This is a genomic window from Variovorax sp. HW608 (assembly GCF_900090195.1).
GTDB lineage: Bacteria > Pseudomonadota > Gammaproteobacteria > Burkholderiales > Burkholderiaceae_C > Variovorax.
On record NZ_LT607803.1, the window covers coordinates 4,299,882 to 4,322,683 of the forward strand.

The window sequence follows — 22,802 nt, forward strand, 5'->3', positions numbered from 1 at the left end:
GCGTGATCGACAAGCGCTTCATCGGGCATGCTCTGGCACCATTCTCGGTGGCTGTAGAAGCTGGCCGCTTGCGGTTTTTTGCCAAGGCAACGAGCCAGCCGGACCCAATCTACACGGACGAGACGGCCGCTCGCGCCGTAGGGCACCGCGGCTTGCCCGTGCCGCCCACCTTCCTGTTCTGCCTCGAGATGGACGGGCCAAATCCGGCCGCCGTGCGCGAATTGTTGGGCCTCGACTATCGCTTCCTGCTGCACGGCGAGCAGGGCTTCCGGTATCACGCGATGGCCTATGCGGGCGATGTGCTCACTTTCGAGCCGCGCATCGAGAACATCTGGGACAAGAAGGGCGGCGCGCTCGAATTCGTCGCGCGTGTTACGCGCGTCAGCAACCAGGCGGGCACGCACGTCGCTGACTTGCGATTCGTGACCGTCGTGCGCCATCCAGTCGGAGCACACGCATGAAGGTATTCGAATCCTTGCAAGTGGGGGCTGAACTGCCCGCTTTCGAGCCGGAGCCAGTCTCACGCCTCGCGCTCGCGCTCTATTGCGGAGCGTCGGGGGACCATAACCCGATTCACGTAGACATCGACTACGCCCGATCAGCCGGCACGCAGGACGTCTTCGCGCATGGCATGCTTTCCATGGCCTGGCTTGGCCACGTGCTCACGCGCTGGGTACCCCAGCGTGCGATCCGCAGTCTGGAGGTGCGCTTCGCGGCGATCACGCGAATCGGCGAATGCATCCGCTGTAGCGGGCACGTTGTCGAGATCGTCGAGCAGGCGCCGGAGCGCTTGGCGCGCGTGGCGCTCACCAGTACCAACGAGCAGGGCGAGATCAAGCTCGAAGGCGAGGCGCTGGTTTCGCTGCAACAGGTGGAGGCGCCATGAGCGAACTGCGAAGCGTAATGCTCAACGTTAACGAAGGCGTTGCCGAGCTGACGCTCAACCAGCCCGAGCGCCGCAATGCGCTCGATCCCATCATGCGCGCACAGTTGGCGGAAGCCATCATTGCCATCCGGCGTGACCGCAACGTGCGGGCTGTGATCCTGGCCGGCTCGAAAGGGCACTTCTGTGCAGGTGGCGACCTGCGGGCGCTTGCTGGCGCGGGCCTGGATAACGAGGGCTGGCTGCAGCGGTTCCAGGATATGAACGATTGGGTGCGCGACCTGATCTCGCTCGACCGCCCGATAGTTGCGGCTGTGGACGGCATGGCGACTGGCGCAGGTCTGAGCCTCGCTCTCACGGCGGACCTCGTGCTCGCCACGCCGCGCGCGCGATTCAGCGCGTCGTTCTTGCGCGTCGGCCTCGTGCCTGACTGCGGCTGCCTCTACACGCTGCCTCGAGTGGTCGGCGTGCAGCGAGCCAAGGAACTGATGCTGTCAGCCCGGGAATTCGATGCCGAGGAGGCGCAGCGCCTCGGTATCGTGATGGAGATCGTCGCTGCCGACGCTCTGCTCGTGCGCGCCCGTGCAATCGCGTGCAGCCTCGTCCAGGCTTCACCGGCTGCCGTGAGCATGATCAAGCGCAACCTGGCGCCGCAAGGCGGCGAACTCGCTGCCCTGATGGACGCGGAGGCCCAGGCGCAGGCGCTGGCCATGGGCACCCCGGGTCATCGCACCGCTGTCAATCGCCTGCTGGAAAAACAGGCACCCCTTTTCAACTGGCCCGCCGCGACATGACCGCGGCAAGACCCAACTGGAGCAATCATATGGACAGCACACAGGAAGCGCCGGCGGGCGCCGACGGAATTCTGCAAGGCAAGGTGGCCGTGGTCACGGGCGCGGGCGGCGGCATCGGCCGTGACATTGCCTTGGCCATGGCGCGCGAAGGTGCGCGGGTGGTCGTGAACGACATTGGCGCGGCCCTCAATGGCGAAGGCCGCGACGCGGGGCCGGCCCAGGCCGTGGTGGACGAGATCAAGGCATTGGGCGGTCAGGCCGCCGCGAACACCGACAGCGTGGCCGATGCGGCGGGCGGACGGCGCATGGTGGAGTGCGCGCTGGATGCTTTCGGTCGCCTCGACATCGTCGTCAACAACGCAGGCATTCTGCGCGACGGCTTCTTCCACAAGATGGGTGATGACCAGTGGGACGCGGTCATCAAGGTGCACCTTTACGGCAGCTACCACGTGAGCCGCGCGGCCGCAAACCATTTCAAGGACCATGAGTCCGGCTGCTTCGTCCACATGACCTCGACCTCGGGGCTGATCGGCGAGATAGGTCAGGCGAACTATGCGGCCGCCAAGATGGGCATTGCCGCACTATCCAAGTCGATCGCATTGGACATGCGCAAGTTCAACGTGCGTTCCAATTGCATTGCGCCGTTCGCCTTCAGCCGAATGATCGCCTCGATGCCCACGGACACGCCGGAGCAGCAAGCACGCGTGGATCGCCTGAAGGAGATGACGCCGGCGAAGATCGCACCGCTGGCTGTGTGCCTCGCAAGCGATTTCGCAGCGGACACCACGGGCCAGATCTTCGCTGTGCGCAACAACGAAATCTTTCTCATGAGCCAGCCGCGGCCGGTGCGCTCGGTGCACCGAGGGGAGGGCTGGACCCCCCGCAGCGTGGCCGATCACGCATTGCCGGCGCTGCGGGCGCAGTACCACAGCCTGGACCGCTCGGGTGACGTGTTCCGCTGGGACCCTATCTGAGTGGTCGGACGCCTTGAACCGCAGAGCACCTCGTGAACCTTTGCTGCGCATAGATGGAGTGACGGTGCGCTTTGGCGGGATCGTCGCTCTCGATGGTGTTTCGTTCAATTTCCAGCGCGGGCAAATCTGGGGGTGATCGGCCCGAATGGCGCCGGGAAGAGCACCCTGTTCAATTGCCTGTCGGGTCTCTACCCCTGCCAGGCCGGGGCCATCGAATTCAATGGGCACTCGCTCGCGCGCAGTCCAGTCATCGCCGCGCAGCGCTTGGCATTGACCGCACTTTCCAGAATCTTGCGCTATTCGGGGCGGGCCTGCAGAGTCCTCCGCTGCCTAGAGGGCGAGGTCGCCATGCAAGTTTGGCCATTCCGAAGCAACCAGTCTCTGCAAGGAGGGGACATGATCAGGAAACTTCCGTCGTTGAATGCGGTGCGCGCTTTTGAAGCCGCGGCGAGGCATGTCAGCTTCACCGAGGCGGCCGAAGAACTCTGCGTCACACACGGTGCGATCAGCCGAGAGGTGGCGCTGCTCGAAGAATGGTTCGGCCGGCCTCTGTTCCGACGATCATCGTGGCAACTGACACTCACCGACGCGGGGCGAAGGTATCTGCCGGAGGTCACCGCCGCGCTGGATCGGCTTGCGTTGGCATCAATGTACGTCCTGGGGCAGCGGTCATCGACGAGCCTGCGCGTGAGCGCGCCCCCCGCCTTCACCATGCGCTGGCTGATTCCCAGAATGTCAGGGTTCCAGCGCCGCCGCCGGGACGTCGAGATCCGTCTCATGACGTCGTTGGAACGACCGAATCTCCAGGCCGACCTTTACGACGTTGCCATTCGGGGTGCACATGAAGCCATGGCGGCGGACTGTGGCGCGGCCCGGTTCATGTCGGAGCACATCCTTCCCGTATGCCACGTCGACTTACTCAAAGGAGGGGCTTTGCTCGAGCCGAAGGACATCGCGCGACATACGATCATCAACTACGCGACCGAATCTTATCCCTGGCACGAGTGGCTGCAATCAGCCGGAGTCTGCGAGGTGCGTCCGGCCAACTCGCTGAAGTTCGAGCAGATGTACTTCGCGTTGCAGGCGGCCTGCGAGGGGCTCGGCATCGTGCTCGTTCCGCTGTTCCTCGTCCTCGACGACATCATCTCCGGCAAGCTGTGCGCGCCCTTCGGCCCGCTGGGTATCAAGCGCCGCGACTACTACGCCAGCTTCGCCACAGAATCCGACGCCTACCCCCTCATCGCCACGTTCTGCGGATGGCTGGAGCAGGAAGGCTGTGATACCGAACGATCGATCGAGGAATGGGCCCGGTCCAGAGGGTGGAATCTGTAGGTGACTGGGCGCCTTCTAGCCCAGCCCTAGCATCTCGGCCCCTATCCCCGCGCAATACTGAGCCGGGTGCTAACCGTTCGCCTTCAAGGCTTTATCGTGGGACATAGGCGCGCTGCTGGTCGCGTGACTAAAGCTCACGCCACGTGACGAATCGTCCTTTGCCGCGATCGCCTTCGGTACCGATGATCGGCGGTGTACCGCGCCTGCGGTAACGGCAGTCGTATTGGTCATCTTTCCGCTGACGCCGATTTGCCCCTTCAACAAGAGCTACCGAAGGAGACTGGCATGAAAGCATTTCGAATACTTGCCGTAGCCGCTGCGATGACGATCTCCGTCGCTGCGTACGCGGACACGTGGCCAAGCCGCCCTATCAAGATCATCGCGCCTGCTCCACCGGGTGGTCCTTATGACTATGTGGCGCGGGCGCTGGCAGAAGGCTTGCAACGGGCATTGGGCCAGCCGTTCGTGGTTGAGAATCGTGCCGGGGCAGGGGGGGCCATCGGTATGGAGGCGGCATCGAAGTCTGCCCCCGACGGCTATACGCTAGTGGTGGGCTCCACGGGGCCAATGTCAGTGGCCCCGGGGATGTTCAAGAAGCTGCGCTACGACCCTGACAAGGACTTCGCCCCCGTGGCCAGGCTGGTGAAGATGCCTGGTTACCTCGTCGTGCATCCCAGTCTGGGCGTCGACAGTATGAAGGAATTCCTCACGAAGGTTCGCGCCGATCCAGGCAAGTACTCCTACGCGTCGACGGGAAACGGGTTCTCGCAGCACACCAACATGGAGCTGCTCAAGAGCATGGCAAACCTGTTTGTCGTGCCGATCACTTATCGCGGAAGCGGCCCAGCGATGACGGACCTCATCGGCGGCCAAGTTCAGATGATGATCGAGCTCGGTCCGGTCGTGATTCCGCACGTCAAGGCGGGGCGGTTGAAGGTACTGGCCGCGAGTACCGGGACGCGAACCGAAGCTATGCCGGAAGTGCCAACTCTGAACGAGAGCGGCGTCAAGGGCTTCGACGCCTATACCTGGTTCGCGCTGTATGCACCGGCCGGCACCCCATCGGACATTGTGCAAAAGCTGTACGCCGAAACGGCAAGGGTGCTGAGTCAGCCCGAACTGAAATCACGCTTGGCTTCGCAAGGAGCTGAAGTAGCGCTGACAACTCCGTCGGAGCTAGCCACGTTCCAGGCCGCCGAAACGAAGAAGTGGACGTCCGTGGTTCAGCGAGCCGGCATCCTTCCCGAATAGACATGCAGGGGCCACTCAAGGGAACGCGAGTCGTCGAGATCGCCGCGATCGGTCCAGCTCCGTTCTGCGCGATGTTGCTGGCCGACATGGGCGCGGACGTGATCCGCGTTGAGCGCAAGGGCGAGCGGCCGCGCGCAGGGTCCGGCGCGGCGGATGTCTTGCAGCGCGGGCGCAGATCGATCGCGCTGGACCTGAAGCGTCCAGGCGCCGCTTCGGTGGTTCTCAAACTCGTGGAGCAGTCTCACATGTTGGTAGAGGGCTTTCGGCCGGGCGTGATGGAGCGTATAGGCCTGGGGCCGGACACCTGCATGGCTCGCAATCCGGCTCTCGTATATGGGCGAGTGACAGGCTGGGGTCAGCAGGGGCCGTTGGCCCACCGGGCCGGCCACGACATCGACTTCATGGCCATCTCCGGCGCGCTGTATGGCATGGGCGATCCGGACCGACCGCCGATGCCGCCATTGAACCTGGTCGGAGACTTCGGTGGCGGCGGCATGCTCCTTGCCTTTGGCATGGCTTGCGCGCTGATCGAAGCGCAGCGCAGCGGTCGCGGGCAAGTGGTCGACGCGGCGATGAGCGATGGCTCCGCGCTCCTCATGAGCATGTTGTACGGGTACCTTGCCATGGGGCGCTGGAAAGCGGAGCGAGGTGCGAACTTCCTCGATGGCAGTTCGCCGTTTTATCGCTGCTACCGGTGCGCCGACGGCAAGTGGCTGGCGGTCGGGGCGGTCGAAGGAAACTTCTATCGTGAGCTGCTGCGCCGCTGCGGCTTGCCTGAAGCGCTGGTCGAGAGCCAGTGGGATGAACAGCGCTGGCCGGAGACCCGGCGGGTGTTCGAGGAGACCTTTCTCACGCGTACACGCGACGAATGGTGCGAGTTGTTGGGCTGTGCGGACACCTGCATCGCACCGGTACTGGACATGCGCGAGGCGCCGGCGTTCCCGCACAACGTGGCACGGGGCGCGTTCCTGGAAATCGACGGTATCACGCAGCCCGCCCCTGCGCCACGGATGAGCGGAACACCCGGCTATGCGGGCCGCATCGCCGCACCAGGTGAGCACACGATGTCCATCCTTGCAGACCTCGGGTTCAGCGGCGAGGAGATAGATGAATTTCGCGTCAACGGCGTCTGCTGAAATTTCGCGGCTGACATCTGAGCCAAGCGCTGGCGAGCCCCTCGTGAGCCAGCCTCGTGCCATGTGACAGATCCTCATTTGAGCAGCGGAATGGCCCGCGGACAAACTGCCTCTAGTACCCTGAGACACCAATGAGTGAACGATACGAATTGAACAAGAGAGTCCCATCCCGCGCGTCACCTTCGACAGCTCGCGAGACAACGGCGTGTCGGAAAGCACGGCCAGCGTCTTGTGTCCGATGCCCTGAGACGAGCGCTGCTTTCGGGGGGGCAGCAGCTGTGGTGTGATTCAACATAGCGGCCACTGCGCAGGTGCCGTCCTTGTAAGCCCAAAAAGTCGGATTGCTGCCAGGTCCGGCACACCCGCCAACCGTATCCTGAAACTCAATGCCGCAATCAATGCGCTGTTGCAGGACCAGTCCTTCCAGGCTGCTGTAGACGGGATTAGTTACGAGCTGCCTGAGCCAGTTCCACCGGACGTGTACTGGAACGGATCTGAACCGTGACCGTTCGATCTGGGCGAGGCAGATCGAACGTGTGAAGTTCAAGCCGAACTGAACCCCTCAACTCTTTGAGTGATCTATGTCCGAATCCCTACTTCTCATCGACAACCCGCGCCCCCTGGTCCGCAGGTTGACCCTCAACAGAGCCGACAAGCGCAATGCGCTCTCCAACGCTCTCCGAACTGAGTTGTTCGCGGCGCTCGAGGCGGCCGACCGGGACGATTCCGTGCGTGTGAGCATCATCCGCGGCGCCGGTACTTGCTTCTCTTCAGGTTATCAACTGGGTGGAGGAAACGACCAGGGCCAACCGTACTACACGCCAGACGGGCTCGGCCAGTGGCCGCGGCATGTCGTCGAAGGGGCGTTCCGGATCTGGGATCTCGCGAAGCCGGTGATCGCCCAGGTCCACGGATATTGCCTCGCAGGCGGCAGCGAGCTCGCAACTGCCTGCGATCTGGTCTACGTCGCGAGCGACGCACAGATCGGTTATCCGCCGGTGCGGAGCATGAGCCCGCCTGACATGCAGTTCCACCCATGGCTGATGGGGCTGCGCAACGCGATGGAGATGATGCTCACCGGAGACTCCATTAGCGGAGCGGAAGCCGTCGCGAAAGGCTTTGCAAATCGCGCTTTCGCTCCTGAGGAACTCGAGGAAAAGGTGCTCGATATGGCCGAGCGTGTCGCAAAGGTCCCCCCCGACGTTCAGCAATTCAACAAGCGCGCGACCCACAGAGCCATGGAGATCATGGGCGTCCGCGCCGCCATCCGTGCAGGTACCGAGATGCAGGCACTCGCGTTCTTCACGCAGTCAAGCATCGCCTATCGGGAAGAATTCTCCAAGGGAGTGCGGCATGCCCTTTCCGTGCGCGACGGGAAATTCGGGGACTATCGAGAAAGCGGGGGAGGATCGAAGTGAATCTGTCATTCGAAGGGCGCGTGGCGCTCGTGACGGCCGGAGGCCGGGGTATCGGGCAGGCCACGGCGCTCGCACTGACCGAGGCGGGCGCGGGTGTCGCGATCAACTTTCGTTGAGCCGAGAGGCGGCCCGCCCTGTGTCGAACATCGCGTCGCCAAACAACTCCTGCAGCACCCGCGCCCGTTTCATGAACAGGCCGATGTCGAGTTCGCCATTCATGCCAACGCCTCCATGAATTTGAACTCTCTCCCCGCACCGCTCGTTTGGCGGTGAGACAGGAGCGTGCCTTCCCCTGGGCGATCCTCAATGGAGCATCCTGAGCGGCTTGGTGAGGGACTTTGACCCTTCGCGACTTTGGCTAAGCGCCCGGAGTGCACCGATGAGACGGCGATCAATCTTGATGATGCTCGCTATCGCAACAGATCATTATTCATCCCAGGCACTCGCGACTATCCTTCATCACGGAAAGCACAGGAGACATGAAATGATCGGTTCCTCACCCATGCAATACGAGTTGCGCTTCCAGTCACTGTTCGACAGCCGCTGCGGCTATGCATTTCCCTGCGACTCCAGAGGCCGCGTCGATCTGAACGAGCTAAGCGACCGCGCGCGCATCAAATACCTCTTTGCCCGCGCAGTAGTCGGCCGGGAACTGGCGGCGCCGGAGGTACAGCCTATCGGTATGCGCATGTGAGGATGCATGCGACGCAAGAACCCATGACTGACGGTCACCGAGCTGGCCTCGCAGCGGATATTCAGTTTATGTGAACTAGCGCAAGACGCGCGGTGAGTCGGTAAGAGTCAGCGTTCTCCAATCCGGACTAAGCACGAATCCACAAATTCCTATCAGGTGATGGCAGCCCGCTCCCGATGGTGTCGAACCCGCTTGCCCGAGCACTCGACTCGGAGAGTTGAGCGGTCAATTTGACGCAGCAGCAGGTGGTCGTCCAGTTTGATTCCGATCCGCTCTTCATCCGGGGGGCCGGGACGCTCCAGGGGAGCGCCGTGTCGGCGATGCTCGCCATGGCCTTGCGGTCCTTGCCACTGTGTGCGCCACTGCAGTCAGGAGAGGCGGTCCTGTCCGAGGTGTTCGAGAACGCACGAGAGTACTCGCCCCAGTTCGCCCATTCGAGTTGAAGCGTCCCGCGTACCACTTCCCGGACTGGTCGTGGTGCAGGACGCACTACGCCCGCGAGACGTTGTCTCCGAGTCTTGGTTCTAGCCAGGCGTTCGTGGAAAGACAAGGAGTGAGGCGGTTCCCGGTGGCGCAGGCCAAGGCCAGTCACTTGTGCGCGCCCTGCCGTCGTCGGACCTAGTCACAGGCGACGCGAGGACGACTTGCCGCTTAGACCTAATTCTTTCGCTGAGATACCGTATTCGACGATCTTCCGCCGCAGTTCCTGAACCACCGCGCCGACTTCTTCTTTCCGCTGCGTCTTGGCCGCAGATCTAAGTTGCGCCTTTTGGTTCTCGTGCTCCTGAATCTGCGCTTCGATTTCGGCTAGAGTTAGAGTTGCCATTGCAATATGACGTTTGTGAACATTGGACCATAGGGCGATGATGAGGCGAAGGGCTGGGAAAAGCCGCTTACGTAGCTAGTCGTCAGTGCCAACCTCGACCTCCAGGTCAAGGTGTGTTCGCCGTGCGCTTCTTGCCCAGCGTCGTCTCGTGCGTGACCATGACGACTGCTGCCGGCGCGCCGTGCCAAAGGAGCGGTATCGGGATGGGGTGAGATCGAGCGTCGTGGCAAGAAGCTTGCCTTTGCTAGGTCTCGGCTCATCCGGTGCGACAACGCCGATGGCGCCCGCCACTTCCACGCTTTCGTTGATCTGGGATTGCATCACTCGATGCCTATCGAGCGACCAACACGCCTAGTCGAGTCGAACCCCGCTACGCCTGACCGCTTTTCCCCACTTGGCGTACTCGCTCTGGACAAAAGCCGCTGCTTCTGCGGGACTGGCGCTGAATCGCGGAAGGGCGCCAATCTGGCGCATCCTGGCATCCACATCAGGGGTCTGCATGGTCTTGTTCATGGCACCGAACGTGCCTGCCACCAATTGCTTGTCGGTAGTGGCAGGGTAGAGGAGCATGAGCCATGTGACCGCGCTGAAGTCCTCGAAGCCCTGCTCCGCGATGGTGGGCACGTTCGGCATCATGCTCAGCCGCTTTGTCGTTCCGGCACCAAGTGCCTTGAGGCGACCGGACTGAACGAACGGCTGCACGGCGGCCGCAGTTTCCAACGCAAGCGACACTTGCCCCGCAACCACGTCTGTCAATCCCGGGCCGCTTCCTTTGTAGGGCACATGCAGGATTTCGACGCCCGCACGAGACTTCAAGTCTTCCATGGCCAGATGAGAGACAGTGCCGTTTCCCGAGGACGCGTTTGTCAACTTCTTTGGGTTGTCCTTGGCGTAGCGCACCAGTTGCTCGACGTTGTTGAACGGCATTGACGGATGACACACGAGCACGAACGGCAGGTCGCCGAGCAAACCGACGGGCTCGAAATCCTTCAGGGAGTCGTAGGGCACCGACTTGTACATATGGGGATTGGTCGCGACGGCGGACATATGCGTGAGCATCATGACGCTGCCATCGGCTGGCGATTTGGCAAGCGCCCCCATGGCGAGACTTCCGCCCTGGCCCGGCTTGTTATCGACGATGTAGTTTTTGCCTGTCACCGCCGGCAATTTATCAGCGAGCATCCGGGCCAAAATGTCGGTCGCCTGCCCGGCAGGGAACCCGACGATGATCTTCGCGACTGGGGCCCCCTTGGTCGGCTCGGCCTGCAGAGGGTCGACGACACCCATTCCAGCTGTTGCCAGGACCATAGTGCGCCGATTGATACCGGCATTCGTCATAGTTGTCTCCTTCCCCCGCTTCTTTTTAGAGAATGATTTGCCGATCAGCGCGCAAACAGAACACCCGCCAGGGTGGCTGCCGAACCGATAACGGCCGAGAGGGCAAGCCACCAACCGGGGACCATCACCGCCGTGACGGCGTATGCATCGGATCGGGACGCTGCGACGGCTGCCGGTGTTGGTGCGAATAAAGCGCTTGACGTTGAGTGTGCCGCTGGCCTCTTCGCAGCTGCGTCGATCGAGGCAGTTGCTAACTCCTCTACCACTGCAGCAACGGGTGCTACGCCCACGCTATTCACCGCAGCAGGAACTCCGGCCAGCTGTGTCTTGAAAGCCTTGAAGAAGTCATCGGCCATCTTGCGTGCGACGCTATCGATGAGGCGCGACCCGACCTGTGCGAGCTTGCCGCCCACCTGCGCCTGCGCGGTATAGGTGAGTTCCGTCTCACCGTTCGACTCGGTCAGCTTTACTGCCGAATTGCCCTTTCCGAAGCCGACCGCGCCTCCTTGTCCTTCGAAGACCATGGTGCATGATGCTGGCGCCTGAATGTCGGACATCCTGAGGAGGCCATTGAAGCGCGCACGCAGAGGGCCGATGGCTGCAGCCATGATCACCTTGAATTCGTCGGCGGATGTGCGCTCCACCGACTCGCAGCCGGGCAAGCTCCTCTTAAGGGTGTCAGGGTCGTTCAGGGCGTCCCAGACCCGCTGGCGAGGCGCTGCGATGGTTTGGGTTCCGGTGATTTCCATGGTGGCCTCAATGCGCGTTCTTCTTCATGGCAGCGGCCGTGTTCACCATGGAGTGCAGGCTGCGTGCGTAGTCGATGGCGCCCTGCTCGTCCATGCGAGGCGCCACGCGCAGGTACTCCTTGAGCCCCAGGATCGCAGGACGCGGGCGAGAAAGCAGCACGTCCACGAAGCGAGCGACCTCCGCGTCCAGCTTCGCGTCCGGGACAACCTGGCTCACGAGCCCATAGGCCAACGCGCGCTGCGCGTCGATGAAGTCGGTGGAGTAGGCCATCCAGAGGATCGCGTTCCGGTTCATGCGGTCGTACACCGCTGACATCACCATCGTCGGCATGACGTTGTGGCCGATTTCGGGAATGTTGAAGGTGGCGGTGTCGCTGGCGAAACTGACATCGCAGAGAGAAGCGATGGCGGTGCCGAAGCCCATGCAGCGCCCTTTGATGACGCCAATGATCGGCACCTTCGCGCCGCGCATGGCCTGGTAGCTGCCGAAGATCCCGTCGTACTCGTCGCGGCGGGTGTAGGCCTCGGACGTGGGCGGCGTGGTGCCCGCATCGCGGATGCGGCCGGTGCAGAAGTCGGGGCCGGCGCTGCGAAGCAGGACGGCATCGGCGGTCTCGTGTGCCTTTGCCAGCAGTTGAGAGAGTGCCGAGGCCATGCTGTCTGAGACGCCGTTGTCGTCGGTGCGGTTGAGGGTCACAGACAGAAGGCGGTCCTGCTGCTCGATGATCAGATGCGGATGCATGAAGGTCTCCGTGGGGTGGTTGGAAAAGGGAATCAGTTGCGAACGCGTTCGAAGTGCCGCAGCAGGGCCGCGTTGAACGCAGCCGGTTGATCGACGTTGGGCAGGTGCCCCGCGCTCGGGATCACCTCGAGGACCGAGCCGGCGATGCGCTGCTGCAGGTCGCGCATGGCATCGGGCAGCACGCCGTCGTTCGAGCCGACGATCAAGGTCGCGGGCGTTGCGATGCGGGTCACGTCCGCCAGGTAGTCGAGGCCCTGAATCGCTCGGGCGCAACCAACGAATCCCTTGACGGAGGTGGCGGCAGCGATGCCCTGGAAGCGTTCGGCGATCTCGGTGTTCGCGGCCACGAACGCCTTGCCGAACCAGCGCTCAATGGTGGGCGCAGCAAGCGGCGCGCAGGTCCCGTCCTGCTCGGCAATGGCGATGCGCTCATCCCACGGCATGGCCACCGCCGGCGGGGCATCCGCTCTTCCGTCGCATAGGACCAGGCTCAGGAGCCGTGCGCCATGTTGAATGGCGAGCCCGAAGCCGCTCATCGCTCCGAGGGAGAGCCCGACGTAGTGCGCACGCGCGATGTCCAAGGCGTCCAGCACCGCAACCGTGTCTGCGGCGAGACCGTCCATGGTCACTTCTGCGGCCGTCGGCGCGGGTGAATCGCCGTGGCCCGTCGTGTCCACGCGTACCACGTACCACCCCTGCCCGGCCAGTAGCGTGGCCTGCTCGTCCCACATGGCTGCGGACGAAAGAATGGAATGGGTCATGACGACCGCCGGATTCTTCGGATTGCCCTGCAGCCTCACGGCCACTGCCGCGTGGTGGGCGCGCACGCGGCGGTGCTGGATGTCTGCATTGTTCATTCGGATTCCTTCACGCCGGCAGCGCGGAGCGCGCGCCATACGGCTTGTGGGGTCATGGGAAGCTCATTGATGTCTGCACCGACCGGAGCGAGTGCGTCGTTGATCGCGCTGGCGATCGCCGCCGGACCACCGAGATAGCCGGCTTCCCCCGAGCCCTTCTGGCCGAAGGCTGTGAGCGGCGATGGCGTGCAGTGGTCGACGATGGTGATCGAGGGCACTTCTTCCGCACTGGGCAGAAGGTAGTCCATGAAGGTGCCCGACAGGAGCTGCCCCTCCTCGGAGAAGGCGAACTTCTCCAGCAGTGCGGCCCCCAGGCCATGGGCGACGCCGCCATAGGTCATGCCGTGGACCACGTCGGGGCTGATCATCACGCCGCAGTCGTGGCCGACGGCGTATCGATGCAGGTGCGTCTTGCCCGTCTGGGGGTCGATGCTCGCGAGCACGACATGCGACTCGAAGGAGTGGCAGGGGTACATCTGGACCCGACCGTCCTCCGTCGGCATCTTCCCGCCCGTCGGCACTTCCCAGCAGAACTTCTCCTGCAGGCCGGGCTCCATGCCCTCGGGCATACAGTGGTACTTGCGGTGGGCGATCTCGACCAGTGCTTCCCAGCTCAATCGGCGCGCGGGATCGGCCTGGATAAAGACGTTGCCGTCCGCATAGGTCAGGGCTTCCTTCGCAGCCCCCAGGTTATGAGCCGCGATGGTGAGCAGCTTGTCCTTGAGGATCTTTGCGGCACCGGCAGCCGCGCCTCCCAGCATGATGGCCATTCGGCTGCCCACCGGGCTGTTCGAGGGAAGCGAGTTGAGCGAGTCTGCGTGCAGCACACGGATGCTGTCCGGCTCACGCTGCAACACTTCACCGACCACTGTCGACACCAGCGTCTCGTGCGCCTGCCCCGAAGTGGATGTGCCCATCAAGGCAGTCACCGCGCCGTTGAGGTCGATGCGGATGAGGCACGAGTCCATCCAGGTCGTGGTCTCGTTCTTCGGGTTGAACAGAGGCTCGAAGGCCGAGTTGCCGCCCGAAGGCTCCAGGCAGGTGGATACGCCGATTCCGGCCAGCATGCCTTTGGCACGCAGCGCGTCGCGTTGCCTGACCAACTCGTCATACGGCGCGGCAGCGAGCGCCTTGTCCATCACCGCTTCGTAGTCGCCCGAGTCGTAGTACGTGCCGCTCGGGATCAGGTAGGGGAAGGAATCCTTGTGGATCAGGTTCTTGCGGCGCAACTCGACGCGGTCCATTCCGAGATGCCGCGCGACCCTGTCGATCCCCGTTTCGATGGCGTAGTTGGTCGGCGCTTGACCGAAGCCGCGCACCGCTTCCTGGGGCGTCTTGTTCGTCATCACCGAGTAGGCGTCGTACTCGACGCTGGCGATCTTGTACGGCCCCACGATGGCGCCCACAGGCTTGCCTAGCTGAAGAGGCGAGCGTCCCGAGTACGCGCCGATGTCATCGATGGCGCGCATACGCATCGAACGAATCGTTCCGTCGCCGTCGAAGGCGAGCGTGACGTCGAAGATGCGATCGGGCCCCTGCATGTCGCCGCCGCGCATGTTCTCCAGCCGGTCTTCCAGGAAGCGCACCGGGCGGCCGAGCTTGCGGGCTAGGAAGCCCACGAGGATCGTGTGCTTCAGACCCCGCTTGACGCCGTAGCTTCCGCCCACATCGACGTCGTAGTGCACGCGAACGCCATTGCCCGGCAGGCGCAGGCATTTGGCCAACAGGTCCGGATACTTGGGCATCTGGATCGAGGCCCAGACATCCAGGATCTGCGTGGCGTCGTTCCAGCTGCAGGTCGCGACGAAGGTCTCGATCGGCACGGTGGAGCTGCGGGCCCAACGCACCCGGTAGCTCAGCTGGTGCTCGGACGCCGCGAAGTGCTCGTCGACTGAGCCCCAGGTGAACTTGCGCTGCCAGATGATGTTGCCGCCATGGGCCGGGTGCACTTTGGGTGCATCGGGCGCCATGGCCGCTTCGGGATCAACCACGTGCGGGGTCGGCTCGTACTCGACGTTGACCATCTCGGCAGCGTCCTCGGCGAGCGCGCGAGACTCCGCGACAACGGCCACCACCCATTCGCCGGCATAGCGGACTACGCCGCGCGCCAACGGATAGCGCGCGACCTTCGGTGCATCGACGCCCGGCAGCATGGGATCGACGGCGTCATTGAGTTCCTCGCCGGTCAGCACCGCATGCACGCCCGGCATGTCCAACGCGGCAGAGGCGTCGACCGACAGGATCCGTGCGCTCGCATACGGACTGGCCACGATGGCCAAATGAAGCAGGCCCGGCGGGACGACATCGGCCGCATAGTGGCCGTTGCCTGTCACGAAGCGCCGGTGCTCGACGGCACGGCGATGCCGGCCGATGTACTTGAAGGCCTGGTAGGCGGGGTGCTTCGGGTCAGCCATGGGAAGCCTCCTTGGCCTTGCCTTGCGCATCCTTCACCTGGTAGCCGGGGGAGGTGGCCAGCTTGACGGCGTCGACTATCTGCTGATAGCCCGTGCAGCGGCAGAGGTTGCCGCCGATTGCATCGCGGATCTGCGCCTCATCGGGCTGCGGAGTGTGCTCCACCAGCGCATGGCAGGCGACCAGCATTCCCGGGGTGCAGTACCCGCACTGCAGCGCGTGGGTCTCGCAGAACGCGTCCTGGAGCTTGGACAGGCACCCGCGCTGCGGCGCCAGACCCTCGACGGTGGTCACCGACATGCCGTCAGCCTGCACGGCAAACATGCAGCACGAACGCACGGGCTCGCCGTCAAGCAGGACGGAGCATGCACCGCAGATGCCGTGCTCGCAGCCGACGTGGGTGCCGGTGAGGCCCAGATGGTCGCGCAGGAAATCGACCAGCGTGGTGCGCGGCTCGACGGCCCGCGGCTGGATCACTCCGTTGACCTTGATTTCGACCGTGACCAGGGAGGAAGACATGGTGATTCGGCTTTCTCGTCTCAGCGTTGAAATTCGGGGGAGGCGTGATGCGCCCCGGCGGCCTTCAGCAGGACGCGCGTGAGCATCACGACGCCCAGGTGCCGCCGGTAGTCGGCGTTGGCATGCAGGTCCGACCCCGGTTCGGTCTGCTGCAGGGCGGCATGAGCCATCTCCTTGGCCATGCCCGGATCGATGCGATAGCCGACCAGTTGCTGCGCCAGCTCGGGGAAAGCGCGCGGGGTGCCATCGACGCCGCCGACACCGAATGCCGCGCGTCGGCAGACGCCGTCCACATCCAATTCGAGCTGGCAGGCGGCAGAGGCCATGGCGAAGTCGCCATGGCGCATCGCGGTTTCGTCGAAGGCAGTCGTGACACGGCCGTGCCACACGGGCCACTCGATCTCGACCAGGCATTCGGTCTCGCCGGTCGCGGTGAACATGGGGCCGAGGAAGAACTCCCGCGCGGAAACCTGCCGCTCGCCATCGGCATGACTCTGCAGGCGAAGCGTCGCATCGAGGACCGCTGCAGCGAGCGGCAATTCGGCCGAAGGATCAGCGTGGACCAGGCTGCCGCCCACCGTCCCGCGATTGCGCGTCTGGATATGTCCCACCCAACGCAGCGCGTCCCGCACCAGAGGGAGTGCCGCATGAAGTTCCGTTCCATGCTCCACCGTGCGCTGTCGGGTGGTCGCGCCCATCCGTACCCGGCCCGCCTCGATGCTCACCTGGCGCAGTTCGGGTAGCCGATAGATGTCGAGAAGCACCGTGGGACGCGCTAGGCGCATCGCCATCATCGGGACCAGGCTCTGGCCACCGGCGATGGCCTTGGCGTCCATGCCGTTCTGGTTCAGGCAGTCCAGCGCGTGCTCGAGGGATTCCGCGCGGACGTATTCGAAGGGGGCTGCTTTCATGGATTCAGCGGTGCTTGCACTGTCGTTGGGCGAAGAAGAGGGCGGCGCTGCCGCCCCTCGAGACCGGAAAATCTCCTCCTCTGCGGGGCGAACCGTGAGGCACACTGTTTGTTGCTTGACTATTTGGTGGAAGGATTCTGTTTCCGCACCCCCATACGGAACAATCGATCAAATCTGGAGGAGCGTGAGAAGATCTCATAGTCGAAACTTCTGGGGTGCCCGCACGTTCGCGGGGATTGCAATGAGAAAGCTCCCTCCACTGAATGCCTTAAAGGCCTTCGAGGCCGCCGCCCGCCACGTCAGCTTCACTAAGGCTGCAGTGGAACTACACGTCACCCATGGGGCTGTCAGCCGGCAGGTCTCGCTTCTTGAGGAATGGTTGGGCACGCCGCTCTTTCAGCGTGGCGCTTCGCAGATCGGACTCACCGACAGTGGTCGTGCCTATGCGCAGGAGGTCACATCGCTCCTTGATCGCCTCAGCGTGGTGACTGCGCAGGCAATGGAGAAGGCGGCATCTTCGGCCATCAGCGTGAGCGCCCCGCCAACCTTCACGATGCGTTGGTTGATTCCTCGGTTATCGGTCTATCAAAGAAAGCGACCCGGCATCGAGGTCCGACTGACGACGTCGATCGCACCCGTGCATTTCCAGGAGAACAACTACGACATCGCGATACGCGGCGCGCTGGAGCCCATGATCGGTTGCGAGTCGGTACCCTTCATGACCGAAATCATCGTTCCGGTCTGTCACGCGGACATCGTGGAATCGGGCGGCCTGCGAAGCCCGGTGGACCTGGCGCGACAGACTCTTATTCGCTACACGACCGAGCCGTACACTTGGTCGACATGGTTTGACGCCGCTGGCATCGCCGAAACTGCCGGGGCCGGCACGCTTCACTTCGAACAAATGTACTTCGCCCTGCAGGCCGCCGCAGAAGGGCTTGGGGTAGTGCTCGTGCCGCTCTTTTTAGTCGCAGACGACATCGTGACCGGAAAGCTGTGTGCACCGTTCGGCCTGCACGGCGCGATGCATCGACACTACTACGCCAACACCTCGCCCGCGTCGAAGCACAACCCAGCCATCGCGGAGTTTCGCGCTTGGCTGATTGAGGAGGGACGCAGCACTGAAAAGGCAATCAACACCTGGGCTCAGGAGACGATGAATCAGATCACGCCGCCGGAAAGCAGGCAAGAACAGATGTAGCACTGGCATAGCGCGTCGTGAACGGAAGGCTGCAGATGCTGCGTCCGTTCGGCGCCCCACGTCATCGGCGCTGGCATAGACGCTGGGGATTCTCGTGTGTGAGTTTTAGTGATTCAGCATGAGCAACGCTCGCTTGTATGACGGGACCCGCTGGCCGAAACTCCAGATCTCAAAGCTCTTGCCCATGAACTCTCACATGCCCACCGCCGCCCGCGTCTGGAAGGACTCATCGCTGTTGCGATCGCTCACCCACGCGGTCTGCCTTGCAGTCATCCGTCCAAGCAAGTCCAACTAGAAGAATGTCGCATCGAACATGTTGATCTGGAAAAGACCGGTTTCTGTCGAGTCCCTCACTCGGCGAGCGGCCAACACCGCCATAACGCATCTGGGAATCGAGTTCCTGGAGGTGGGAGACGATTTCCTTACCGCACGGCTTCCGGTGAACCGGCAAACATGCCAGCCGATGGGCCTGTTGCACGGTGGTGTCTCCGTAGTGCTGGCTGAGACCTTGGGATCCATCGGCGCGGCCCATTGTTGCCCCGAAGGAAGCAGTGTCGTGGGTCTCGATATCAATGCCAATCACCTGCGCGCGGTTCGAGAGGGCTGGGTGACCGGGCGCGCCGTGCCGATTCATCTCGGGCGAACCACTCAGGTCTGGCAGATCGACCTGTCCGATGAGGCGGGCAAACCTTGTTGCGCTTCCCGCCTGACGATGGCGGTCATTCCAACTCTGGCCGGAGTCCCGAATCGGGACTAACAACCTCCCTGTGGATGCCGCAATGGATCCAGCGCTTCGGACTAAAGAATGACCGTGGCAATTTAACCAAGAGACAAATCCTAGGATCAAGAATGCAACCGTACAAGTCGCCTTGGCTGACCCCGGAACTGGAAATGCTTCAAGAAGCGAGTCGGCGTTTCTTCGAGGAGCGATTCGTGCCCCGGGAAGAGGAATGGGCCCACAACATGTTGATGGACCGAGGTGCATGGAACGAAGCAGGCGCCATGGGTCTGCTTTGCGCGAGCATACCTGAGGAATACGGTGGAGGGGGCGGAAACCTAGCGCACGACATTGTCATCTTCAGCGAGCAGTCGCGCGCATTGATCGGAAGCTTCAGCAATACGGTACACAGCGGCATCGTTGCCCACTATCTGCTGCACTATGGAACTGAGGAGCAGAAGCGCCGTTGGCTGCCGGGCATGGCAACGGGGGATCTGGTGGGCGCGATCGCCATGTCCGAGCCGGATGCGGGTTCCGATCTTCAGGCGATCAAGACGCGAGCGCGGCGACAGGGCGACCACTATGTGATCAACGGGTCCAAGACTTTCATCACGAATGGGCATCATGCCGACCTGATATTCTTGGTCGCGCGCACCGATCCAGACGCCAAAGGGTCGCGCGGGTTGTCCATCATCGTTGTGGAGACCAAGGAGCTTCAGGGGTTCCGAAGAGGGCGTGTATTGGAGAAGCTGGGCAACAAGGGCTCCGATACTGCAGAGCTCTTCTTCGACGAAGTCAAGGTGCCCTTGAACAATCTTCTGGGCACCGACGAGAACAACGGTTTCACTCAGCTGATGGCGCAATTGCCAGCGGAGCGGCTCTATATCGCGATGAACGCCGTTGCCCAAATGGAGCGCGCGGTGGCAATGACCGTCGACTACGTCAAGAGCCGCAAGGTCTTCGGAAAATCCCTGTCTGAGCTTCAGAACACGCGATTCAAGCTCGCTGAATGCGCGACGCAAGCGACGATCGGGCGCGTTTTTCTAGACAACTGCCTTGTCAGGTGCCTGGCGGGCGATCTCGACGGACCCGCGGCGGCAATGGCGAAATGGTGGAGTACGCAGAGGTGCAATGAAGTGGTCTATGAATGCCTTCAATTGCATGGAGGCAACGGTTTCATCATGGACTACCCGATCGCGAGAATGTACGCGAATGTGCGCGTTGGTCCCATTTACGGAGGGTCCAACGAGATCATGAAGGAGATCATTGCGCGAGACATTCTCTGATCAACACCGACTACGGCCTCGTCAAATCTGGCGACTTCTTTTGCTCTACGGCGTGCTTGACGATGTGCTCATGCAACTTGCGAAGATGCGCGTGTATTTCTTGAGCCGCCCGATCGCCATCTCGGGCTTGGAGCGCTTCAACGAATCGCCTTCTTGACAACGCTAGATCTTGTGTTGGATAGATCTCGATGCGCTGCAGGATGACTCTGATCACGTCGGTCAAGGAGCGAACGACCAAGATCATCACCTTGTTCTTGGTCGCCGACGCCAGCAGCTCGTAGAACTCGGTCGCATGCTGCAAACGAATTGCCCTGCTTCCCGATTGAAGCGCTGCATCGTTGAGTCTCACGTTCTCCTCAATCTGCGCGAGGTCTTCGGTGCTGGCCCGCTCACACGCCAGGCGTGCCACGGAGGCGAGTATGAATATGCGTGCTTCAGTCAACTCGCTCAAGGTAATTGACCCCAAGTTGAGCATGTCCTGCATCAGTTCTGTCATCTTGCGATCCGAGCTGGCCTGAATAAAGGCGCCACCTTTTGGGCCCCTCTGCAGGACGATGAGGCCAGCGTTCTCAAGGCTTCTGAAGGCTTCGCGTATGGCAAGACGGCTGACGCCAAGTTGAATCGCCAACTCCCGCTCGGGAGGCAGCTTGTCCCCCTTCTTCAGTCTGCCGCTTGCGACAAGTTCGCGGATTCGCTCGCAGACAACTTCAAACGCGCGCTGCGCCGGTATGGGCTCAAACATCGAGGACGCTTGGGTTGCCGACTGATCCATTGCGTATTCCTGCATCGAGTTTTCCAAAGCAAAAGTCCACAGTCCGAGTCGAACTAGATTGGTCTAACAATCAACCATCTTACCAATGCATAGTTCGCTGAATCGATTGACCCCGGCGATGCCGAGCGGTAACAAGAAAACTCAGGCACCGCTAGAAAACCTCACGCTGGTGGGGCTTGAGGGGGTGCTCCCGGCGGACTATCATAACAATATGCAATGGTCATACCAACAGAGGCGGCGACGCTGTTTCAAGGCTCTGACTTCGCACCGTTGCGTCGACTGATGCTCCCCTCGGAATCACCTGTGAGCCCCATCACCTGCCCGTGAGTGCGACCAAATGCAACTACCGGCTCATGCCGCAGCCCTCTCGGGGCCTTGTTGTATTACTTCTTTCGAAGAATTCTTGGAACCCATGATCATGCAACTTACTGAAACCCAGAAAAGAGAACTTGAGACTATCGATGCCGCAATTGGGGCGCAGAACTACAACCGGCAGAGCGCCTACAGTCATTGGGGCTTCCGTGCGATTCATACTGAGTTGCAGCGCGCTCCGGTAACGATCACGGGCACCCTCCCGGTGGATCTCGAGGGCGTGTATATCCGCAACGGAACTAACCCTCAGTTCGATCCGATGGCGATCCGCTATCAGATGTTCGACGGGCCCGGAATGCTGCACCAAGTCCACATCAAGAACGGTCAAGCCACCTACACCAATTCGTACGTCCGATCGAAACGCTTTCAAGTCGAACGGGCGCTGGGCCGCGACGTCTATATCAGCATGGGTGAATTGCTGACCGGCGGCAAGGCAACCTTGGCAAAAATGGAGTGGCTGCAAAAACAGTACAAGGAAGGCGCCTTGCCGGAGCTCAAATTCAGCGGCACCGGCAACGGCACCGCAATCCAGTTCCACCAAGGCCAGCTGTACACCTTCAATGAGGCGGGCTACCCGTTCCTGCTGTATGTGCGCAAGGAAAACGGGGAGCTGGTCATCGATGGCACCGGCGAGCCCACCACTTGGGGCGGCAAGTTGACCGGCCCTTTCTCCGCACATCCCGCGATCGACCCGGACACGGGGGACATGTACAGCGTCGCGACCAATCGCTATGACGGAAGCATCACCATTGTGCAGGTGTCGAACAATGAAGTGGTTCGGTCTCTCACGTATCAGCAGCCGCCAAAGCACATGGCTTGGATTCACGAATGCTGCATCACCGAAAATTACATCATCTTTCCGGACATCTCGATGCGGGTCGACAGGGAAGGGCTGAAAAAAGACAACGGAAGCATGTACTACTGGGACGCCGGATACAACATGCGTTTCGGCGTGCTTCCGCGCAAGTTCGACAGCGACACCCCGATCCGTTGGGTTTCGACGAGCAAACCTGGTGCGATCTGGCACTTGCTCAACGCCTGGGAAGAAAAGAGGCCCGACGGTGGCACGAACATCGTGATGTATGGGCCGCGATTCCACGAATATTCTGCCACGGTTCCAATCCATACACCGGAGGAGTCGCACGCCCAACTATCACGGTGGGTGTTCGATCCGGAAGCCGATGAGGTGTTGGAAGACCGCGTGCTCGTCGACTGGGGCTATGAACGGTGCTCGTTCCACGTTGGATACCGCGGCAAGAAGATGCGCTACTGCTATCTCCTCGATGAACAGAAGGAGGGCTACATGGGCAAGGGAACCCTCAAGTACGACATCTTGGACGAGCGCGAAGTCAAGTATGTGGACTACGGAAACCAGTACGGCGGAGAGCCGTTGTTCGTTCCGAAGAAGGGGGCGGTCAGCGAGGACGACGGCTACATCTTGGACCTCATGATGGAGAAGGACAAGGCCGAGGTGCTCGTGCTGGATGCCAAGACCATGGAAGAAGTGTGTCGTCTACACCTTCCGCAGCGTGTTCCGTTCGGCGTGCATGCCGTGTGGCTCGACGAAGAAAAGGTTCAGCAACTCTAACAACTAGCCGGCACCGTCACGGAGGCTCT

General features: G+C 62.1%; 22 protein-coding genes and 1 pseudogene. 14 read left to right on the plus strand and 9 right to left on the minus strand.

From position 1 onward, the window contains the following. Positions 1-2: 2 nt before the first annotated feature. From VAR608DRAFT_RS20210 to VAR608DRAFT_RS20255, 10 genes and pseudogenes are all read left to right on the plus strand, one after another. A complete protein-coding gene (locus tag VAR608DRAFT_RS20210) occupies positions 3-461 on the plus strand; it encodes a MaoC family dehydratase N-terminal domain-containing protein (RefSeq protein ID WP_088955680.1) in 459 nt (152 codons plus the stop codon). Then, a complete protein-coding gene (locus tag VAR608DRAFT_RS20215; protein ID WP_088955681.1) occupies positions 458-886 on the plus strand; it encodes a MaoC/PaaZ C-terminal domain-containing protein in 429 nt (142 codons plus the stop codon). The genes VAR608DRAFT_RS20210 and VAR608DRAFT_RS20215 overlap by 4 nt, the downstream gene beginning before the upstream one ends. After that, positions 883-1,677, plus strand: a complete 795-nt coding sequence (locus VAR608DRAFT_RS20220; RefSeq protein WP_088955682.1) for an enoyl-CoA hydratase/isomerase family protein — start codon at positions 883-885, stop codon at positions 1,675-1,677. Before VAR608DRAFT_RS20215 ends, VAR608DRAFT_RS20220 begins: the two co-directional genes overlap by 4 nt. A 29-nt stretch (positions 1,678-1,706) precedes the next feature. After that, positions 1,707-2,651, plus strand: a complete 945-nt coding sequence (locus VAR608DRAFT_RS20225; protein ID WP_172843879.1) for an SDR family NAD(P)-dependent oxidoreductase — start codon at positions 1,707-1,709, stop codon at positions 2,649-2,651. A gap of 132 nt (positions 2,652-2,783) precedes the next feature. Continuing rightward, positions 2,784-2,831 (plus strand): annotated as a pseudogene (locus VAR608DRAFT_RS38070) (hypothetical protein); the annotation flags it as partial. A gap of 216 nt (positions 2,832-3,047) precedes the next feature. After that, complete coding sequence (locus VAR608DRAFT_RS20235) at positions 3,048-3,983, plus strand: LysR substrate-binding domain-containing protein (RefSeq protein WP_172843880.1); 936 nt, start codon at positions 3,048-3,050, stop codon at positions 3,981-3,983. Between the two features lie 285 nt (positions 3,984-4,268). Beyond that, entirely contained in the window at positions 4,269-5,234 is a 966-nt protein-coding gene (locus VAR608DRAFT_RS20240) for a Bug family tripartite tricarboxylate transporter substrate binding protein (protein ID WP_088955684.1), read from the plus strand. A gap of 2 nt (positions 5,235-5,236) precedes the next feature. Further along, entirely contained in the window at positions 5,237-6,370 is a 1,134-nt protein-coding gene (locus tag VAR608DRAFT_RS20245) for a CaiB/BaiF CoA transferase family protein (RefSeq protein ID WP_088955685.1), read from the plus strand. 581 nt (positions 6,371-6,951) lie between these two features. Then, the gene (locus tag VAR608DRAFT_RS20250) at positions 6,952-7,788 is read left to right on the plus strand and encodes an enoyl-CoA hydratase-related protein (protein ID WP_088955686.1); all 837 of its coding nucleotides are present in this window, start codon (positions 6,952-6,954) and stop codon (positions 7,786-7,788) included. Positions 7,789-8,272: 484 nt separating this feature from the next. Beyond that, complete coding sequence (locus tag VAR608DRAFT_RS20255; RefSeq protein ID WP_088955687.1) at positions 8,273-8,482, plus strand: hypothetical protein; 210 nt, start codon at positions 8,273-8,275, stop codon at positions 8,480-8,482. A gap of 622 nt (positions 8,483-9,104) precedes the next feature. Here VAR608DRAFT_RS20255 and VAR608DRAFT_RS37165 read toward each other — a convergent pair. The 8 genes from VAR608DRAFT_RS37165 to VAR608DRAFT_RS20295 all read right to left on the minus strand — a co-directional run bounded on the left by VAR608DRAFT_RS37165 (position 9,105) and on the right by VAR608DRAFT_RS20295 (position 16,836). Further along, the gene (locus VAR608DRAFT_RS37165) at positions 9,105-9,308 is read right to left on the minus strand and encodes an H-NS family nucleoid-associated regulatory protein (protein ID WP_157731064.1); all 204 of its coding nucleotides are present in this window, start codon (positions 9,306-9,308) and stop codon (positions 9,105-9,107) included. A gap of 351 nt (positions 9,309-9,659) precedes the next feature. Continuing rightward, a complete protein-coding gene (locus tag VAR608DRAFT_RS20265) occupies positions 9,660-10,646 on the minus strand; it encodes a Bug family tripartite tricarboxylate transporter substrate binding protein (RefSeq protein WP_088955689.1) in 987 nt (328 codons plus the stop codon). A 44-nt stretch (positions 10,647-10,690) separates the two neighbouring features. Next, positions 10,691-11,395 (minus strand): SRPBCC family protein, encoded by a 705-nt coding sequence (locus VAR608DRAFT_RS20270; RefSeq protein WP_088955690.1) that lies wholly within the window; start codon positions 11,393-11,395, stop codon positions 10,691-10,693. 7 nt (positions 11,396-11,402) lie between these two features. After that, the gene (locus tag VAR608DRAFT_RS20275) at positions 11,403-12,137 is read right to left on the minus strand and encodes an enoyl-CoA hydratase/isomerase family protein (RefSeq protein WP_088955691.1); all 735 of its coding nucleotides are present in this window, start codon (positions 12,135-12,137) and stop codon (positions 11,403-11,405) included. A 32-nt stretch (positions 12,138-12,169) separates the two neighbouring features. Beyond that, complete coding sequence (locus VAR608DRAFT_RS20280) at positions 12,170-12,994, minus strand: alpha/beta fold hydrolase (protein ID WP_157731065.1); 825 nt, start codon at positions 12,992-12,994, stop codon at positions 12,170-12,172. After that, positions 12,991-15,408 carry a xanthine dehydrogenase family protein molybdopterin-binding subunit gene (locus VAR608DRAFT_RS20285; RefSeq protein ID WP_088955693.1) on the minus strand — a complete coding sequence of 806 codons (2,418 nt, stop codon included), beginning with the start codon at positions 15,406-15,408 and terminating at the stop codon, positions 12,991-12,993. The genes VAR608DRAFT_RS20280 and VAR608DRAFT_RS20285 overlap by 4 nt, the downstream gene beginning before the upstream one ends. Then, entirely contained in the window at positions 15,401-15,925 is a 525-nt protein-coding gene (locus VAR608DRAFT_RS20290) for a (2Fe-2S)-binding protein (RefSeq protein WP_088955694.1), read from the minus strand. The genes VAR608DRAFT_RS20285 and VAR608DRAFT_RS20290 overlap by 8 nt, the downstream gene beginning before the upstream one ends. 20 nt (positions 15,926-15,945) lie before the next feature. Next, positions 15,946-16,836: an FAD binding domain-containing protein gene (locus tag VAR608DRAFT_RS20295; RefSeq protein WP_088955695.1), complete on the minus strand. Its 891-nt coding sequence runs from the start codon at positions 16,834-16,836 to the stop codon at positions 15,946-15,948. 241 nt (positions 16,837-17,077) lie between these two features. On the opposite strand from VAR608DRAFT_RS20295, the gene gcvA reads away from it, so the two are divergent. The 3 genes from gcvA to VAR608DRAFT_RS20310 all read left to right on the plus strand — a co-directional run bounded on the left by gcvA (position 17,078) and on the right by VAR608DRAFT_RS20310 (position 20,041). Further along, on the plus strand, positions 17,078-18,037 hold the full coding sequence (gene gcvA, locus VAR608DRAFT_RS20300; RefSeq protein ID WP_157731066.1) for a transcriptional regulator GcvA: 960 nt from the start codon (positions 17,078-17,080) through the stop codon (positions 18,035-18,037). Between the two features lie 313 nt (positions 18,038-18,350). Next, the gene (locus VAR608DRAFT_RS20305; protein ID WP_088955697.1) at positions 18,351-18,794 is read left to right on the plus strand and encodes a hotdog fold thioesterase; all 444 of its coding nucleotides are present in this window, start codon (positions 18,351-18,353) and stop codon (positions 18,792-18,794) included. Between the two features lie 92 nt (positions 18,795-18,886). After that, entirely contained in the window at positions 18,887-20,041 is a 1,155-nt protein-coding gene (locus tag VAR608DRAFT_RS20310) for an acyl-CoA dehydrogenase family protein (RefSeq protein WP_088955698.1), read from the plus strand. Between the two features lie 10 nt (positions 20,042-20,051). Here the strand turns inward: VAR608DRAFT_RS20310 and VAR608DRAFT_RS20315 are convergent, their stop codons facing one another. Continuing rightward, positions 20,052-20,828 (minus strand): FadR/GntR family transcriptional regulator, encoded by a 777-nt coding sequence (locus tag VAR608DRAFT_RS20315; protein WP_088955699.1) that lies wholly within the window; start codon positions 20,826-20,828, stop codon positions 20,052-20,054. Positions 20,829-21,225: 397 nt separating this feature from the next. Between VAR608DRAFT_RS20315 and VAR608DRAFT_RS20320 the strand changes: the two genes are divergently transcribed. Continuing rightward, positions 21,226-22,773, plus strand: a complete 1,548-nt coding sequence (locus tag VAR608DRAFT_RS20320; RefSeq protein ID WP_157731067.1) for a carotenoid oxygenase family protein — start codon at positions 21,226-21,228, stop codon at positions 22,771-22,773. Positions 22,774-22,802 lie beyond the last annotated feature (29 nt).